13 protein-coding genes are annotated in these 14,046 nt (G+C 72.2%); 2 read left to right on the top strand and 11 right to left on the bottom strand.

Annotated elements, in window-relative coordinates; translation table 11 throughout:
* Window positions 1-43: 43 nt before the first annotated feature.
* The 11 genes from IF61_RS0105690 to rsmI all read right to left on the bottom strand — a co-directional run bounded on the left by IF61_RS0105690 (window position 44) and on the right by rsmI (window position 11,204).
* Window positions 44-2,575 (bottom strand): ABC transporter permease, encoded by a 2,532-nt coding sequence (locus tag IF61_RS0105690; RefSeq protein WP_030365133.1) that lies wholly within the window; start codon window positions 2,573-2,575, stop codon window positions 44-46.
* 93 nt (window positions 2,576-2,668) lie between these two features.
* Window positions 2,669-2,947: a hypothetical protein gene (locus IF61_RS0105685; protein ID WP_030365132.1), complete on the bottom strand. Its 279-nt coding sequence runs from the start codon at window positions 2,945-2,947 to the stop codon at window positions 2,669-2,671.
* A 13-nt stretch (window positions 2,948-2,960) separates the two neighbouring features.
* The gene (locus IF61_RS33920; RefSeq protein ID WP_078659983.1) at window positions 2,961-3,137 is read right to left on the bottom strand and encodes a DUF397 domain-containing protein; all 177 of its coding nucleotides are present in this window, start codon (window positions 3,135-3,137) and stop codon (window positions 2,961-2,963) included.
* Window positions 3,134-3,943, bottom strand: coding sequence for a helix-turn-helix domain-containing protein (locus IF61_RS0105680; RefSeq protein ID WP_245684418.1), 810 nt, complete (start codon window positions 3,941-3,943; stop codon window positions 3,134-3,136). Before IF61_RS0105680 ends, IF61_RS33920 begins: the two co-directional genes overlap by 4 nt.
* A 114-nt stretch (window positions 3,944-4,057) precedes the next feature.
* Window positions 4,058-4,513, bottom strand: coding sequence for a hypothetical protein (locus IF61_RS33180; RefSeq protein ID WP_052392432.1), 456 nt, complete (start codon window positions 4,511-4,513; stop codon window positions 4,058-4,060).
* A gap of 48 nt (window positions 4,514-4,561) precedes the next feature.
* On the bottom strand, window positions 4,562-5,461 hold the full coding sequence (locus IF61_RS0105670) for a 4-(cytidine 5'-diphospho)-2-C-methyl-D-erythritol kinase (RefSeq protein WP_030365129.1): 900 nt from the start codon (window positions 5,459-5,461) through the stop codon (window positions 4,562-4,564).
* 393 nt (window positions 5,462-5,854) lie between these two features.
* On the bottom strand, window positions 5,855-6,733 hold the full coding sequence (rsmA, locus tag IF61_RS0105665) for a 16S rRNA (adenine(1518)-N(6)/adenine(1519)-N(6))-dimethyltransferase RsmA (protein ID WP_030365128.1): 879 nt from the start codon (window positions 6,731-6,733) through the stop codon (window positions 5,855-5,857).
* The gene (locus IF61_RS0105660) at window positions 6,730-8,196 is read right to left on the bottom strand and encodes a resuscitation-promoting factor (protein ID WP_397945744.1); all 1,467 of its coding nucleotides are present in this window, start codon (window positions 8,194-8,196) and stop codon (window positions 6,730-6,732) included. Before IF61_RS0105660 ends, rsmA begins: the two co-directional genes overlap by 4 nt.
* Window positions 8,197-8,601: 405 nt before the next feature.
* Window positions 8,602-9,573: a TatD family hydrolase gene (locus tag IF61_RS0105655; RefSeq protein WP_030365126.1), complete on the bottom strand. Its 972-nt coding sequence runs from the start codon at window positions 9,571-9,573 to the stop codon at window positions 8,602-8,604.
* Between the two features lie 41 nt (window positions 9,574-9,614).
* On the bottom strand, window positions 9,615-10,163 hold the full coding sequence (locus tag IF61_RS0105650; RefSeq protein ID WP_030365125.1) for a hypothetical protein: 549 nt from the start codon (window positions 10,161-10,163) through the stop codon (window positions 9,615-9,617).
* A 195-nt stretch (window positions 10,164-10,358) separates the two neighbouring features.
* Entirely contained in the window at window positions 10,359-11,204 is an 846-nt protein-coding gene (gene rsmI, locus IF61_RS0105645; protein ID WP_030365124.1) for a 16S rRNA (cytidine(1402)-2'-O)-methyltransferase, read from the bottom strand.
* A 560-nt stretch (window positions 11,205-11,764) separates the two neighbouring features.
* Between rsmI and IF61_RS32040 the strand changes: the two genes are divergently transcribed.
* Window positions 11,765-12,142: a cupin domain-containing protein gene (locus IF61_RS32040; protein ID WP_043187948.1), complete on the top strand. Its 378-nt coding sequence runs from the start codon at window positions 11,765-11,767 to the stop codon at window positions 12,140-12,142.
* A 37-nt stretch (window positions 12,143-12,179) separates the two neighbouring features.
* Complete coding sequence (locus tag IF61_RS0105635) at window positions 12,180-13,940, top strand: dolichyl-phosphate-mannose--protein mannosyltransferase (protein WP_030365122.1); 1,761 nt, start codon at window positions 12,180-12,182, stop codon at window positions 13,938-13,940.
* Window positions 13,941-14,046 lie beyond the last annotated feature (106 nt).

Raw genomic sequence — 14,046 nt, 5'->3', positions numbered from 1 at the left:
ATGCCCGCGCCGGGGCCCGGCGGGGGCGGCCTCCGGCGCCGGGTCAGGCGCGGGCCGCCTCCACCGGGCGGGAGCGCAGCGCCCACCACGTGGGCACGAGGGTCGCGGCGAGCGTCAGCGCGGCGGCGGCGCCGATCACGGTCAGGGCGATCTCCGGCGGGCCGGAGACCGTGCCCGCGCCGCCCAGTGCGTAGCCGAACGGCACCAGCGTGCTCGCCGCGGCCGCGGCGCCGAGGAGGAGGCCCACCACGGCCACCAGGACGCCCTCCACCGTCATCATCCGCATCACCTGTCCCCGCGTGGCCCCCGTGAGCCGCTGGAGCGCGAACTCCTTGCGGCGGTTGCCGACGGCGACGGCGGTCGTGTTCACGACGGACAGTGCCGTGTACGCGACGAGCATCCCGATGATCAGGTAGTTGACGGACGCCTGCGTGCGGCTGTTCTGCGCGTGCGCGGCCGTGAGCGCGTCCCGGTCCATGACCTTGAGCCCCGGGTGCCGCGCGGCCAGCGTGGCCAGCTCGGCCGTCAGCCGGTCCCGGTCGCCGGCCGCAGCCCGTACGAGGAGCTGCGCGGGCAGCCCGGCGGTGGTGTGCGGGGCGAGCAGCTCGGCGCTCGTCAGCGCCGTGTCGAACCCCTCGCGCCCCTTGAACAGCGCCACGACCCGTACGTCCGCCCGCTCGCCGTCTCCCATCCGCAAGGTGATCGTGTCCCCCACGGTGCGGTGCATGCGGTGCGCCACGGTCTCCGGCAGGGCGATCGCGTTCCCGCGCAGTCCGTCCAGGCTGCCCGCGCTCGCCTTGACGGCGAGGGTCTGTGCGACGCCCTCGGCGCTCACGCCCTGCAGGGGCAGGCCCTTCTTGTTCTCGTCGCCGTCGTGCGGCTTCTCGGTGTGCGCGGCGCTGGTCACGTACGCGCTCGCCCCCGCGACGGACGGCAGCGCCCGTACCTGCGCGAGCAGTGCCGGGTCCACCCCGCCCGCCGCCGAGGTGAGGACGGCATCGGCCCGCAGGTTGTCCGCGAAGGCCTTGTCGGCCACGGCGGCCGTCGTGGTCTGCAGGTAGAGGTTCCCGGTGGCGATGGCGCTGGCGAGCATGACCGGAGTGGCGATGGCGGCCATCTTGGCCGTACGGGCACGGCAGTTGAGGGCGGCGAGACGGCCGGCGGGGCCGGTGAGGAGCCGTACGGGCCAGTGCAGGAGGAGAGTGACGAGTTTGGTGAACCAGGGGCCGAGGAGGGCGAGGGCGATCGCGCAGCACATCACCGTGGGGCCTGCCGTACTGGCGGCCACCGGGCCGCGCAGAACCAGCGCGGTGACGAGCGCCAGGGCGACCGTTCCGGCGAGGAACAGCAGCCCGGCGGCGATCCGTACGGGGTGCAGGCCGGGCTTCTGCACGGCCGCCTCCCCGAGCGCCTCCACCGGCTTGGCCCGCACGGCCCGGACACTGCCGAGCAGCCCGCCGAGGACGGCGGTCAGGAGCAGCGCCCCGTAGGCGGGCATGGCCGGGATCCAGCCCTGCCGGAACTGGACGGTGTCCGCGATCATGCCGCTGTCGACGAGGGTGTCGTAGAGCCGCCGCCCCACGAGGGGCCCGGCGGGCCAGGCCGCGGCGCCCGCCAGCGCCATGACCATGAGGGTCTCCCCCAGCAGCATCCGGCGGAGCTGGCGGGTGGTCGTGCCGATGGCACGCAGCAGCGCCAGTTCGCGGCTGCGCTGTTGCGCGGACAGGGCGACGGTCCCGGCGACGACGAACGCCGCGACGAGGATGACGAGCCCGCCGACGACGCCGGAGAGCGCGACCAGGTCTTCGCCGCCCTGCGGTGCCTCGGGGTGTTCCACAGCCCCTCGGTCGTCACCGGAGAGCAGAGTGACGGAGTTGTCGGCGAGGGCCTGGCGTATGCCCTCGCGGACGTCGTCCGGGTGCGCGCCGGGGGCAAGAGTGACGGCAATGTCGGCGACGGTCTCCGGACGACCGGACAGGGCCGCGGCGTCCGCCGCCGCGAAGAAGAGGGTGGCCTGCGGGACGCCCTGCGCGGCGGCGACACCGCTCACCCGGTAGGCGGCAGAGCCGCCGTGCGCGGCGATACGGACCCGGTCACCGGTCGTGGCGCCCGCGCGGCGGGCGGTGGCGGCATCGAGGACGACCTCGCCGCGGGCGGGCGCGTTCCCTGACGTGAGGGCGTACGGGGTGAGCGCCGCGGACTCCCAGCCGTGGGCTTGGGCAGTGACCGTTGTGGTGCCGCTCAGCACGGCGGCGTCGAAGGTCCGCTCACCGGTGGCGCCCCGGACGCCCGGCACGGCGCGGACCTTTTCGACAAGGCCAGCCGGGATCTCCACCCGCTCGGGCAGCGTGGTCGCCTTCTTGTGCTTCTTGCTCGTCGCCACGGTGTGCGTACGGTCACCGGTGACGAGCAGATCCGCGCCCGCGAGGCGCTGCGGCGGCACGTTGTTGCGAATGCCGGTCTCCATCAGGCCGCCGCAGGCCATGACGAGCGTGGCGCCGATGAACAGCGCGAGGAAGGTGGCGGCGAAGCCGCCGATTCTGTAGCGCAGCGACCGCGCTGCGAGTTTGCCCATCACGGGCATTCACGCTAGGGACGCGGGGTGTCCCGCCCCATGGGAACAGCGGGTCCTTTGGGGGTGGGGGTAGCCCCACCCCTCACCAGGTGATCAGTCCTCGTCGGCTACGAGGACATCCTGCCGGTCGAAGATGTTCAGGACGAGGATCATCACGAACTGATTGAAGATCGCGTACTCAGCGAGGATGTCGTTGGTCAGCCGGATGTGCCGAACGTTCTCACCCATGGCCAGCGACTTCTCGTGCTCAGGGTGCTCGGCGAGAACGTCGATGGCGCGGTCGAAGCTCTTGCGCCGCACAGCATCGAGGCTGTCGCGCTTGGCCGCGGCTTCTTCGCTGTAGCGGATGGCGTAGCGCATGTCTGCCAGCATCTCATGCTCCTGTTCAGCCACCCAGCATGTGGGCGACGAAGGCCGACCAGGTGCTGGGAGCTATGGCGAGGTGGGGGCCGTCTTTGCGTTTGGAGTCGCGTATTCGTATGGCTTGGGGGAGGCGCGCGACTTCAACGCACTGGTCGCCCTCACCCTGGCTGTAGCTCGACTTACGCCACTCCCCGCTCACAGCTCTCCTGCCACCCTTCTGATCAGTCGGGCCGACTCCTCGGCGTCGAGCGCGTGCATGCGGATCATGGAGTGGCGCTTGATGAGATCGCCAACCCTTTCCAGATCCGTGTACAGCATGCTGGCCCCCTGTGCCTCTTGATAGCCGTAGGTCCTGTGATCAGCCGTCTCCAACAGCGAGAACGGGCCGCTGATCGCGGGACCGGCGCCCTGCCCCATGGGCAGCACTTGGATGGAAACGTTGCGCAACTGGCCCACTTCCAAGAGGTGGTTGAGCTGCCCCTTCATCACATCGGGGCCGCCGACCATGCCTCTCAGGGCAGCCTCGTGGATGACAAAGCTGAACAGTGTCGTCGTCTTCTTCAGCAGCTCCTGGCGTTCCATCCGCCCCGTTACCCGCGCCTCGACGGTCTCGTCATCCACCGGCGGGCAGTGGCTGGCCATGAGCACACGCGCATAGTCCTCGGTCTGCAGCAGTCCGGGGATGAGCAACACGTCGTACCAGTGGTGGGCTACCGCTTCGGCCTCGATGGCCATGTACTCACGCGCTCGGGTGATGTACTTGTCCGGCTCCAAGTACTGGTGCGCCGACTCCAGCTTCCCGCCCGCGCCGAACATGCTGTCCGCCACCTGCAGGAGGTGCTGACTCGGCCTCCGTCGGCCCATTTCCATGGACCGGACGGCCTCCACCCCGTACCCCGCCTCCGCCGCCAGCTCCTCACGGCTGACGCCCGCGGCCTGGCGCCACAGCTTGATCTGGTTTCCGCACAGCCGCCAGGCCATCGGCGCATCGGGTCGTGCTTCCATCCGGCATCCCCGCCCTTCTGCCTACCTCCGTCGGTAGCAACGGACGCTAAGGCGGGCAAGGCGCGAACACGCCGGACTCGAAGAACTACTCCCCGAACGGGTGAACGGGGGAACTTACAGCCACTGCTGGCCAGAGCCCTGGTTGGGCACCTGTCCCGGCGTCGGCGGGGGCAGCTTGTTCAGCTTCGACCGCACCGTCATGTTCCAGATCAGCGTGAGCGGCGTGAAGAGAACCAGCGACACCGGGCTCCACCAGCCCTGCCACAGCGTCTTGCCCGTCATCTCACGCTCGACCGCGAGGCCGCAGTTCCGGCAGAACGGCCCCTTCAAGTGCATGAAGGTCATCCAAACGAGGACGCCCCGGTGCTGCCGAATCGTCGCCTCAACGGCCGGGAACCCACCGCACATGCGGCACGTGAGCCCCGCAGGCATCGGGCCGGGCGCAGGCGCATGGCCCGGCGCGACGTAGCCGTACGGGTTCTGTCCCTGATACGGGCTCTGCCCCTGGCCGTACGGGTTCTGCCCCTGGTACGGGTTCTGCTGCTGATAGGGCGGCGGTGGAGTCGCCATGGTGAAACCCCCGATTCGGGCGCCCCCTCGGGCGCGGAATCGCAGAGCCTAACCGACAGTGATCGTCGCCCCGGGCACCGGCCCCGCAGCCACCCGTACCGCCCGGCACGTACCGGACGCGCGCAGCGCCTCCGCGACCTTCTCGGCCTCCGCCTCGTCGCCGACAAGGAACGCCGTCGTCGGGCCGGAGCCCGAGACCATCGCGGCCAGTGCGCCCGCCTCCGTACCCGCCGTCAGCGTCTCCGCCAGTGACGGCCGCAGCGAGACCGCCGCCGCCTGCAGGTCGTTGCTCACGGCGCCCGCCAGCGCGACCGCGTCGCCCGCCCGGAGGGCGTCGAGCAGCTCAGGCGAAGGGTCCGGAGCCGGCACAAAGGAATCGCCCCGCAGGCGGTCGCACTCCCCGTACACCGCCGGGGTCGACAGCCCGCCGTCCGCCACCGCGAACACCCAGTGGAAGGAGCCCCCTGTCTCGACCGGGGTCAGAAGCTCGCCCCTCCCCCGGCCCAGCGCCGTCCCGCCCACCAGGCTGAACGGCACGTCGCTGCCCAGCTCGGCGCAGATCTCCAGCAGGTCTTCGCGCGAGGCGCCCGTGCCCCACAGCTCGTCGCACGCGACCAGCGCCGCCGCGCCGTCCGCGCTGCCGCCCGCCATGCCGCCCGCGACGGGGATGTCCTTCTCGATGTGGATGTGGACGTTCGCTTCGCGCCCGTGCCGCGCGGCCAGCGCCAGCGCCGCCCGGGCAGCCAGGTTCGAGGCATCCAGCGGAACCTTGTCCGCGTCCGGACCCGAACAAGTGACCCGCAGCTCATCCGCCGGGGTCACCGTGACCACGTCGTACAGACCGACCGCCAGGAAGACGTTGGCCAGGTCATGGAAACCGTCGGGCCGCAGCGGGCCGACCGCGAGCTGGACGTTGACCTTGGCGGGGACACGAACGGTCACGGACACGGAGCGGGCTCCTCGGGGTGCGGGTGATAGCGGCCACCCCGATCGTACGGCCGAGCCTCAGCGAGATCGGAGTCGGCCATGTCCCCGAGGCGCGGGTTTCGGCTTCCCCTGACGCGCCTGTAGGCCACACTGCCCGCCGCCGCAAGATCGTACGGGGCACGTGCGCGCGTCAGCCGGAAGACGGCGGGAGGTGGTGGGGGCGCAGGGGTGGGGGTCCGGGGCACTGACGTGTATTTGTGGGCCCAATACCGGGGCACCCTCGACATCTGCGGCAACGGGCCCGTAAATATACGGCCCCGGACCCCCACCCCGGAGCCCCCACCACCGGCACCCAGGCGGACCCGCACCCGAACAGGCCCCGCACCCGCAAACGCACCCGCCCCGCCAGCGCCGCTACACCGCCGGCTTGTTCTCCGCGATCGCCGCGAACTCGTACACCGTCAGCGCCTCGCCCCGCGCCTGCGGCGAGACACCCGCAGCCACCAGCGCCGCCTCCGCCGCCGCAGCGGACCCGGCCCAGCCGGCCAGCGCCGCCCGCAGCGTCTTCCGCCGCTGGGCGAACGCCGCGTCCACGACCGCGAACACCTCGTCCTTCGTCGCCGTCGTCTCGATCGGCTTGTCCCGTCGCACGAGCGACACGAGACCCGAGTCGACATTCGGCGCGGGCCAGAAGACGTTCCGCCCGATCGCCCCGGCCCGCTTGACCTCCGCGTACCAGTTGGCCTTGACCGACGGCACGCCGTAGACCTTGTTGCCGGGACGGGCGGCGAGCCGGTCGGCGACCTCGGCCTGGACCATGACCAGCGTGCGCTCGATGCTCGGGAAGCGATCGAGCATGTGCAGCAGCACCGGCACGGCGACGTTGTACGGCAGGTTGGCCACAAGAGCGGTGGGGCCCGGCCCCGGCAGCTCCTGGACGTGCATGGCGTCGCTGTGGACGAGAGCGAAACGATCCGCCCGCTCCGGCATGCGCGCCGCGATGGTGGACGGCAGGGCCGCCGCGAGCACGTCGTCGATCTCGACGGCGACGACCCGGTCGGCGGCCTCCAGCAGGGCGAGGGTCAGCGACCCCAGGCCGGGGCCGACCTCGACGACGACGTCGTCGGGCCGGACGCCGGCGGTGCGGACGATGCGCCGGACCGTATTCGCGTCGATCACGAAGTTCTGGCCGCGCTGCTTCGTCGGCCGTACGCCGAGGGCTGCGGCCAGCTCGCGGATGTCGGCAGGGCCGAGCAGCGCGCCGGACTCGTCTGTACTGGGGCTGGAGCTCACCCGTGAAGTTTACGGCCGCACACGGGCCACGGGCTCGCCCCCCGGCTGACGTACAGCTTCTTGGCCCGCAGCGTCTGCTCGGAGGCGGGCGCGTCCTGCGGCCGGCCGCTGCCTCCCAGGGACCGCCAGGTGTGCACGTCGAACTGGTAGAGGCCGCCGTACGTGCCGGACGGGTCGACGGCGTCGGGGCGGCCGCCGGCCTCGCACTGGGCGAGCCCGTCCCAGTTCAGGCCGTCGCCGCCGACGCTCTGGACGGAGACGGGACGGGCCTTGGTGCCGACGCGGACGATCTGGGTGCGGGGCTCCCGCACGGTCTCGGACGCGACGCGGCGCGGCTTCTGCTTGACGCCGTTGACCGTGCGCAGCGCGTACGTGATGCGTTCCACGCCCTTCTCGCCGCGCTGGGAGACGACCTCGGTGCCCTTGAAGAGGTCGGGGTCGTCGTGGCGCTCGGTGGTGAAGTCGATGGGCTCCTCGCGGACCTCCTCGCTGCCGGTGATCCGCATGACGGAGATCGTCTGGCCTTCGCGGGGGAAGCTGTCGGGGTCGACGGAGGTGGTGTCCTCGCCGTGGAGGGAGATGCCGGCTTGTTCGACGGCCTCGTGGACGGTGGCGGCGTTCGTCCGGATGGTGCGCTCGCGGCCGTCGGCCATGAAGGTGACGGTGCGCTCGGTGCGGACGGCGAGGTCGAGGCCGTCGCGGCTGATGGGGGCGGACCGTTCGGCGGACAGGTAGGCGCCTTCGGCGCGTACGCCGAGCTGGCGCAGGGCGCCGTCGACGGTGCGGGCGGTGGTCCACATGCGGTGGTGCTCGCCGTCGAGGGTGAGGGCGAGGGGGCGGCCGTAGCGGACGGTGATCTCGTCGCCGCGGGCGAGGTCGTGGCCGTGGCCGGGCGAGACGTCGTCGTGCTCGCCGAGGTCCATGCCCTGGTCGGCGAGGAGCTCGTCGACGTCGTCGGCGAAGGTGTGCAGGACGCGCTCGTGGCCGTCGACGGTGAGGTGGACGGTCTTGTCGTCGGCGACGAACGCGGACGTGCCGCCGGCCAGGAAGGCGACGACGAGGGCCTGCGGGAGCAGCTTCCGCAGGGCGTCGGGGCGGTCGCCCGGGCGCTTGCGGCCGCGGCCGCCGAGGCGGCGGCCGGGGGCGGGGCGGGGCGCGGCAGGGGGCGTGTCAGCAGCGCCGACGGCACCGGCGGCACCGCCCGCGAGGGCCTCTCGGGCCGGCGCGTCCTCGGTGACGACCTCTCCCGCGACGACGGTCTCTCCCGCCGCGTACGCCTCTCTGGTGAACGGCTGGCGCGGCAGGTGCGGCGCCTCGTACGGGGCGGGTGCCCCGGGGCCGGCCGCCGCTTCGCGGGGCTCGGGCAGGAAGGGGTCGTACGGGGCGGAGCCCGGGCCCGCCGGGGCCGGGACCGGTTCGTATATCGGGTAGGGCCCGACCGGGGCGACGTAGGCGGCGTACAGGTCGTAGTGGCTGCCGTCGTGGCCACTGCTGTCGTAGGGGCTGTCCTCGTAGCGACCCTCATGGCGGCCCTCGTAGCGGCCGGCGAAGTACGGGTCGTGCGGGTCGTACGGGTCGTGCGCGGCATACGCGTCGTGCGCGGCGTACGGGTTGTAGGGGTCAAACGGGTCGTACGGCGGTGCTTCCGCCGCACCGCTGCGTGCGGCGCGGGGGCTGCCCTGTGCATGACGAGTCACGTGACGCTCCCCTGGGTCGTGCTTCGGCCCGGGACTGTAGCGGAGGGGAAGTCACTCTCCAAAGTCGGATCATCACACGGTGTCGCGGGGCGCGGGGGCGCGGAGGGGGCGCGCGGCGGCCCCGGCGACCGCCCCGTCGACCGCCCCGGTGACCGCCGCGGCGGCCGGATTTCAGTAGCCGAAAGCCCGCGCCGTGTTCGCCGCGACGGCCGCGGCGAGCGCGTCCTCGCTGATTTCCTTGTAGCCCGCCATGGCGCGCAACGTGACCGGAATGAGGTACGGCGCGTTGGGCCGTCCGCGATAGGGAGCGGGGGTCAGGAAGGGCGCGTCGGTCTCGACGAGGATCAGGTCGAGGGGGGCGACGGCGAGGGCGTCGCGCAGCGGCTGGGCGTTCTTGAAGGTGACGTTTCCGGCGAACGACATGTAGTAGCCGTTGTCGGCGCAGACCTTCGCCATTTCGGCGTCGCCGGAGTAGCAGTGGAAGACGACCGCGTCCGGCGCGCCCTCCTCGTCCAGGACGCGCAGGACGTCGGCGTGGGCCTCGCGGTCGTGGATGACCAGGGCCTTGCCGTGGCGCTTGGCGATGTCGATGTGGCGGCGGAAGGAGTACTCCTGGGCCTCCATGCCCTCCGGGCCGGTGCGGAAGAAGTCCAGGCCGGTCTCGCCGATGCCCTTGACCTGCGGGAGCGCGGCCAGGTGGTCGATCTCGGCGAGCGCGGCGTCGAGGGCCTCCCGGCCGCCCGCGGGGCGGGTGCCCTGGCGCGACCAGCCGTCGGGGTCGCCGTGGACGATGCGGGGCGCCTCGTTGGGGTGCAGGGCGACCGTGGCCCAGACGGCCTCGTGCGCGGCGGCCGTCTCGGCAGCCCAGCGGGAACCGGCCACGTCGCACCCCACCTGGATGACCGTCGTCACGCCGACGGACGCGGCTTTGGCGAGGGCGTCGGCGACGCCCTCGCCATCACTCTCGGAGTGGCTGGTGGGGGCACCTCCCAGCGGTAGCTGGGGGAGCATGTCCAGGTGGGTGTGCGAGTCGGCAACGGGAACGCCGAGCGGGGCCGGGAGTGGCGGTGGGGCGTCCTTGTCGTTCTTGCCGCTGCCGGTCCCGCCACTGCTGTTCGATGCGTTCGATGTTGTTGCCGCCATGCGAGCGATTCTAGGCAGCGCCCGTGACCGTCAGCTGACCATCAGCGGTGGTGCTCGCGGTACGCCCGGACCGGGTGGAGGAGGTCCGAGAGGTGCCAGTGGTGTTCCTGCCCGGGCTCGCCGGGCTGCTCGGACGTCCCGGGCCGCTCGGTGCGCGGGAACCGCTGCCGGTGCCAGGGCTCGGGGCCGCCGGCGTGGAGCGGGCCCGCGGGGGCCTGCTGGGTGGCCGGGACCTCGTGGGCGGGGCGGTGCAGGACGTCCGCGATCAGTGAGACGCGGCCGGACCGCATGATGCGCACGACGTGCTCACCGCAGTTCACGCAGGTGGGGCGGGTCAGCGGGGACGGCACGCGCTCGCCGTCCGCGTAGTAGATGACGAAGGGCCGACCCTCGGCGTCCGTGTGGTGCTTGATCTCGTACGACTGCTCCCAGCCGTGACCGCACCGCATGCAGGCGAACGAGTACGACTCGTGCACCGTCTCCGTCTCCACGACGGCCGGGGGTGCGGCGGCGAATGTGCTGCGCTCGGGGACCGGCTGCGCGCCGGCTATCGAGTGGACACCGTTCGAGGTTCCTGCGATCTCGCTCATGGCAGCTCCTCTTGTCCTGAGGACAAGTCTCTCCGGGACCGGACGTCCCACATCCAGGGAACGCCCATCCCGGCGACGGCGCAGCAGCCTATCCCCCGAATTGGGGCAAACTTGGCGCGGACCTGCCCAAAGTCCCAGGCTGCCAGGCCTAAGCTTTGCTTTTCAGATTATCCCTTTACTCTCCGATGGGCCCTGTTATGGCGCATTCTTTGCTGCCACGACGGCATCGAAGACCTCGCGCTTGGGTAGGCCTGCATCCGCAGCCACGGCCGCGATGGCCTCCTTGCGGCGCTCGCCGGCCTCCTCGCGCGCCCTCACACGGCGCACGAGCTCCTCGGCGCCCAGCTCCTGGGGGCCGGGCTCGGGGGCGCCCTCCACGACGATCGTGATCTCGCCGCGCACGCCCTCGGCCGCCCAGGCCGCGAGGTCCTGCAGCGGGCCCCGCTTGACCTCCTCGTAGGTCTTCGTCAGCTCGCGGCAGACCGCGGCGCGGCGGTCCGCGCCGAAGGCCTCCGCCATCGCGGCCAGGGTGTCGTCCAGGCGGTGCGGGGCCTCGAAGTAGACGAGCGTGCGGCGCTCGGCGGCCACGTCGCGGAGGCGGGCGAGGCGCTCGCCGGCCTTGCGGGGCAGGAAGCCCTCGAAGCAGAAGCGGTCCACGGGCAGGCCGCTCACGGCCAGCGCCGTCAGCACGGCGGACGGGCCCGGCACGGCCGTGACCTTGATGTCCCGCTCCACGGCGGCGGCGACCAGGCGGTAGCCCGGGTCGGAGACGGACGGCATACCGGCGTCGGTGACCAGCAGCACGCGGGCGCCGCCGGCCAGGGCCTCCACCAGCTCGGGCGTGCGGGCCGACTCGTTCCCCTCGAAGTACGACACGACCCGGCCGGTCGTGTGCACGCCCAGCGCCTGGGTCAGCCTGCGCAGCCGGCGCGTGTCCTCCGCGGCGATCACCTCGGCGGCGGCGAGCTCGGCGGCGAGGCGGGGAGGGGCGTCGGCGACGTCCCCGATGGGAGTACCAGCAAGTACGAGCGTTCCAGTCACGCCCCCATCCTCCCAGGCGCGGGGGCGCCTCCGGCGCGGGTCGCGTGACGACGGGGGTTGCGCCCCCCGCTGCGGCGGCTCCTCCCCGCCTTCCGGCGGGGGCCGTGCCCGGCGGGGCGGGGGTTCCTTGCCCGCGGCAAGACTGCGTGTCCGGCCACCCGGCCGACAGGTAAAGCCGGCCTTGCTTCCTTGCCGCAGGCAAGCAGAGCCGGTCCGGCACCGCCGAAGACCCCGGCGGGGGCTGATCACCATCGCGGCGGGAGGTGTCTGCCCGGCACCGGGCAGCGGACCGCCTCCTTGCCGCAAGCAAGAAAAATCCGCCGCAACAGCGAGCAACCACCACGGCGGCTTCCGGCGGTGCCGGAACCACCACGCGCGAGCGGCCGGCCCGGCGGCACGGGGCACCACGGCGGGGCCCGGCGACGCGGTCGGGCCCACCGGGTGCCCCAGGCGCACGGAGAGCGGACCCTGGAAGGGCCGGGACCGGGACCGGCACCGGGAGCGGCACCGACACCACAAGGCACCACACCCCACCGCACCGGAGGAAGGCGAGGTTTGCGATGGCCAAGGTTTCCAGGGACAACGCCGCGCAGGTCAGCACGCACGGGCCCGTCGTCGACCGGCACGAGGACATCGACGGGTACACCGTCGACTTCGTGACCTTCACCGAGGACGTCGACGGCACCGCCCTCTTCCGGGGCCTCCCCGGCGACGCCTGCAGCTGCCCGCACTGGGGTTACGTCCTCAAGGGCCGGCTGACCTACCGGTTCCCGGACGACGGGGGCCGTGAGGAGGTCTTCGAGGAGGGGGACGCGTTCTACCTGCCCCGCGGGCACGTGCCCTTCGCCGCCGCCGGGAGCGAGGTCGTCCAGTTCAGCCCCACGGCGGAGCTCCGCGTCGTCGAGGAGGCGATGCGGGCGAACATGCCCGAGCGGTGATCCGCCGGTCCACAGACTGGTTCCCTACGATGGCGCGGTGACCAGTGACACCGCGACGCACGTCTCGCAAGGCCGGACGGCAGCCGGGCAACCGCCACCGTGGCAGCTCAGACTCCGCCGGTTCGGCTACGTGGCAAGGCCGCAGCCGGACGTGCGGGAGCGGCTCGTACCCCCGTTCCCGGAGCCGGGGACGCGCGTGTGGTCACTGCTGGGCGTGCGGGCGGAGGCCGCCGGCCGGCTCGCCCGCTGGTCGGGCTGGACGGGCCCGCTGCTCGTCACCCTCTTCGCCGGTCTCCTCCGCTTCTGGCACCTCGGCAGCCCCAAGGCCGTCATATTCGACGAGACCTATTACGCCAAGGACGCGTGGGCGCTGTGGAAGTACGGCTACGAGGCGAAGTGGCCGGACGACATCAACGACAAGGTCATCGGGGGCTGGTCCGATGTCCCGGACGCCCCGGGGTACGTGGTGCACCCGCCGGTCGGCAAGTGGGTCATCGGCCTCGGCGAGTGGCTCTTCGGGCTGAACCCCGTCGGCTGGCGCTTCATGGTGGCGCTGCTCGGCACGCTGTCCGTCCTGATGCTGTGCCGCATCGGCCGCCGCCTCTTCCGCTCCACGTTCCTCGGCTGCCTCGCGGGCGCCCTGATGGCCGTGGACGGCCTGCACTTCGTCATGAGCCGCACGTCGCTGCTCGACTCGGTGCTGATGTTCTTCGTGCTGGCCGCGTTCGGCTGCGTCCTCGTGGACCGGGACCGCTCGCGGGCCCGGCTGGCCGCCGCGCTGCCGGTCGGCGCGGACGGCGTGGCGTGCCCCGACGAGGCGGTCGGTGACGGCCTGCGCCTGGGCCTGCGCCCGTGGCGGATCGCGGCGGGCGTGTTCCTGGGCCTGGCCTGTGCCACGAAGTGGAACGGCGTGGTGTTTCTGGCCGCGTTCGGCCTGATGATCGTCCTGTGGGACGCGGCGGCCCGGCGGACGGCGGGCGCGCGCCGCCCGTTCGTGTCGGCGCTGCGGCGCGACGTGCCGTGGGCGTTCTTGTCGACGGTGCCGGTGGCGGTCGCGGTCTATCTGGCGTCGTGGACCGGCTGGTTCGCGAACAGCGGCACGTACAGCGAGAAGAACGGCTGGCAGCACAGCGGCTACTACCGGCACTGGGCCGAGAACGACGGCGGCTACGGCACGGACGGCTTCCTCTCCGGGGTCCTCAACCCGCTGCGCAGCCTGTGGAAGTACGAGCAGGAGGTGTGGAACTTCAACACCACGCTCTCCTCGCCGCACACGTACCAGTCCAACCCGTGGAGCTGGCTCGTCCAGGCGCGCCCGGTCTCGTACTTCTACGAGTCGCCGAAGCCGGGCGAGGACGGCTGCCCGGTGGACGCGACGGACAAGTGCGCGCGCGAGGTGCTCGCGCTGGGCACCCCGCTGCTGTGGTGGGCGGCGTGCTTCGCGCTCGCGTACCTGCTCTACCGGTGGGCGCTGCGGCGCGACTGGCGGGCGGGCGCGGTGCTGTGCGGGGTCGCGGCCGGCTATCTGCCGTGGTTCCTGTGGCAGGAGCGCACCATCTTCGTCTTCTACGCGGTGGTGTTCCTGCCGTTTCTGTGCCTGACGCTGGCCATGATGATCGGCGCGGTCCTGGGGCCGCCGGGGTCCTCGGAGCGGCGGCGGGTGGCGGGCGCGGTCGGGGCGGGCACGCTGGTGCTGCTGATCGCGTGGAACTTCATCTACTTCTGGCCGATCTACACCGGCCACGCGATCCCGATAGAGGCGTGGCGGAACCGCATGTGGTTCGACTCGTGGATCTGACGGCAGTTCAATAACCCTGGAGGAGCGGTTCCATACCCCTGAAGGATCGGTTCCGGCCATAGCCCCCTTGCGCGCTCCGGCCTTCCCGTACAGTGCCCACACAGAG

The sequence above is a fragment of the Streptomyces roseoverticillatus genome, assembly GCF_000719265.1.
Classification (GTDB): Bacteria; Actinomycetota; Actinomycetes; order Streptomycetales; family Streptomycetaceae; genus Streptomyces; species Streptomyces roseoverticillatus.
Note: the sequence above shows the minus strand (reverse complement) of the source record. Positions and strands in the feature narration are given on the sequence as shown.

Excerpts from the sequence above, each read along its gene's own strand:
- IF61_RS0105690 (WP_030365133.1), bottom strand. The coding sequence starts at position 2,575 with ATGGGCAAACTCGCAGCGCGGTCGCTGCGCTACAGAATCGGCGGCTTC.
- IF61_RS0105685 (WP_030365132.1), bottom strand. The coding sequence starts at position 2,947 with ATGCTGGCAGACATGCGCTACGCCATCCGCTACAGCGAAGAAGCCGCG.
- IF61_RS0105680 (WP_245684418.1), bottom strand. The coding sequence starts at position 3,943 with ATGGAAGCACGACCCGATGCGCCGATGGCCTGGCGGCTGTGCGGAAAC.
- IF61_RS33180 (WP_052392432.1), bottom strand. The coding sequence starts at position 4,513 with ATGGCGACTCCACCGCCGCCCTATCAGCAGCAGAACCCGTACCAGGGG.
- IF61_RS0105655 (WP_030365126.1), bottom strand. The coding sequence starts at position 9,573 with ATGGCGGCAACAACATCGAACGCATCGAACAGCAGTGGCGGGACCGGC.
- IF61_RS0105650 (WP_030365125.1), bottom strand. The coding sequence starts at position 10,163 with ATGAGCGAGATCGCAGGAACCTCGAACGGTGTCCACTCGATAGCCGGC.
- IF61_RS32040 (WP_043187948.1), top strand. The coding sequence starts at position 11,765 with ATGGCCAAGGTTTCCAGGGACAACGCCGCGCAGGTCAGCACGCACGGG.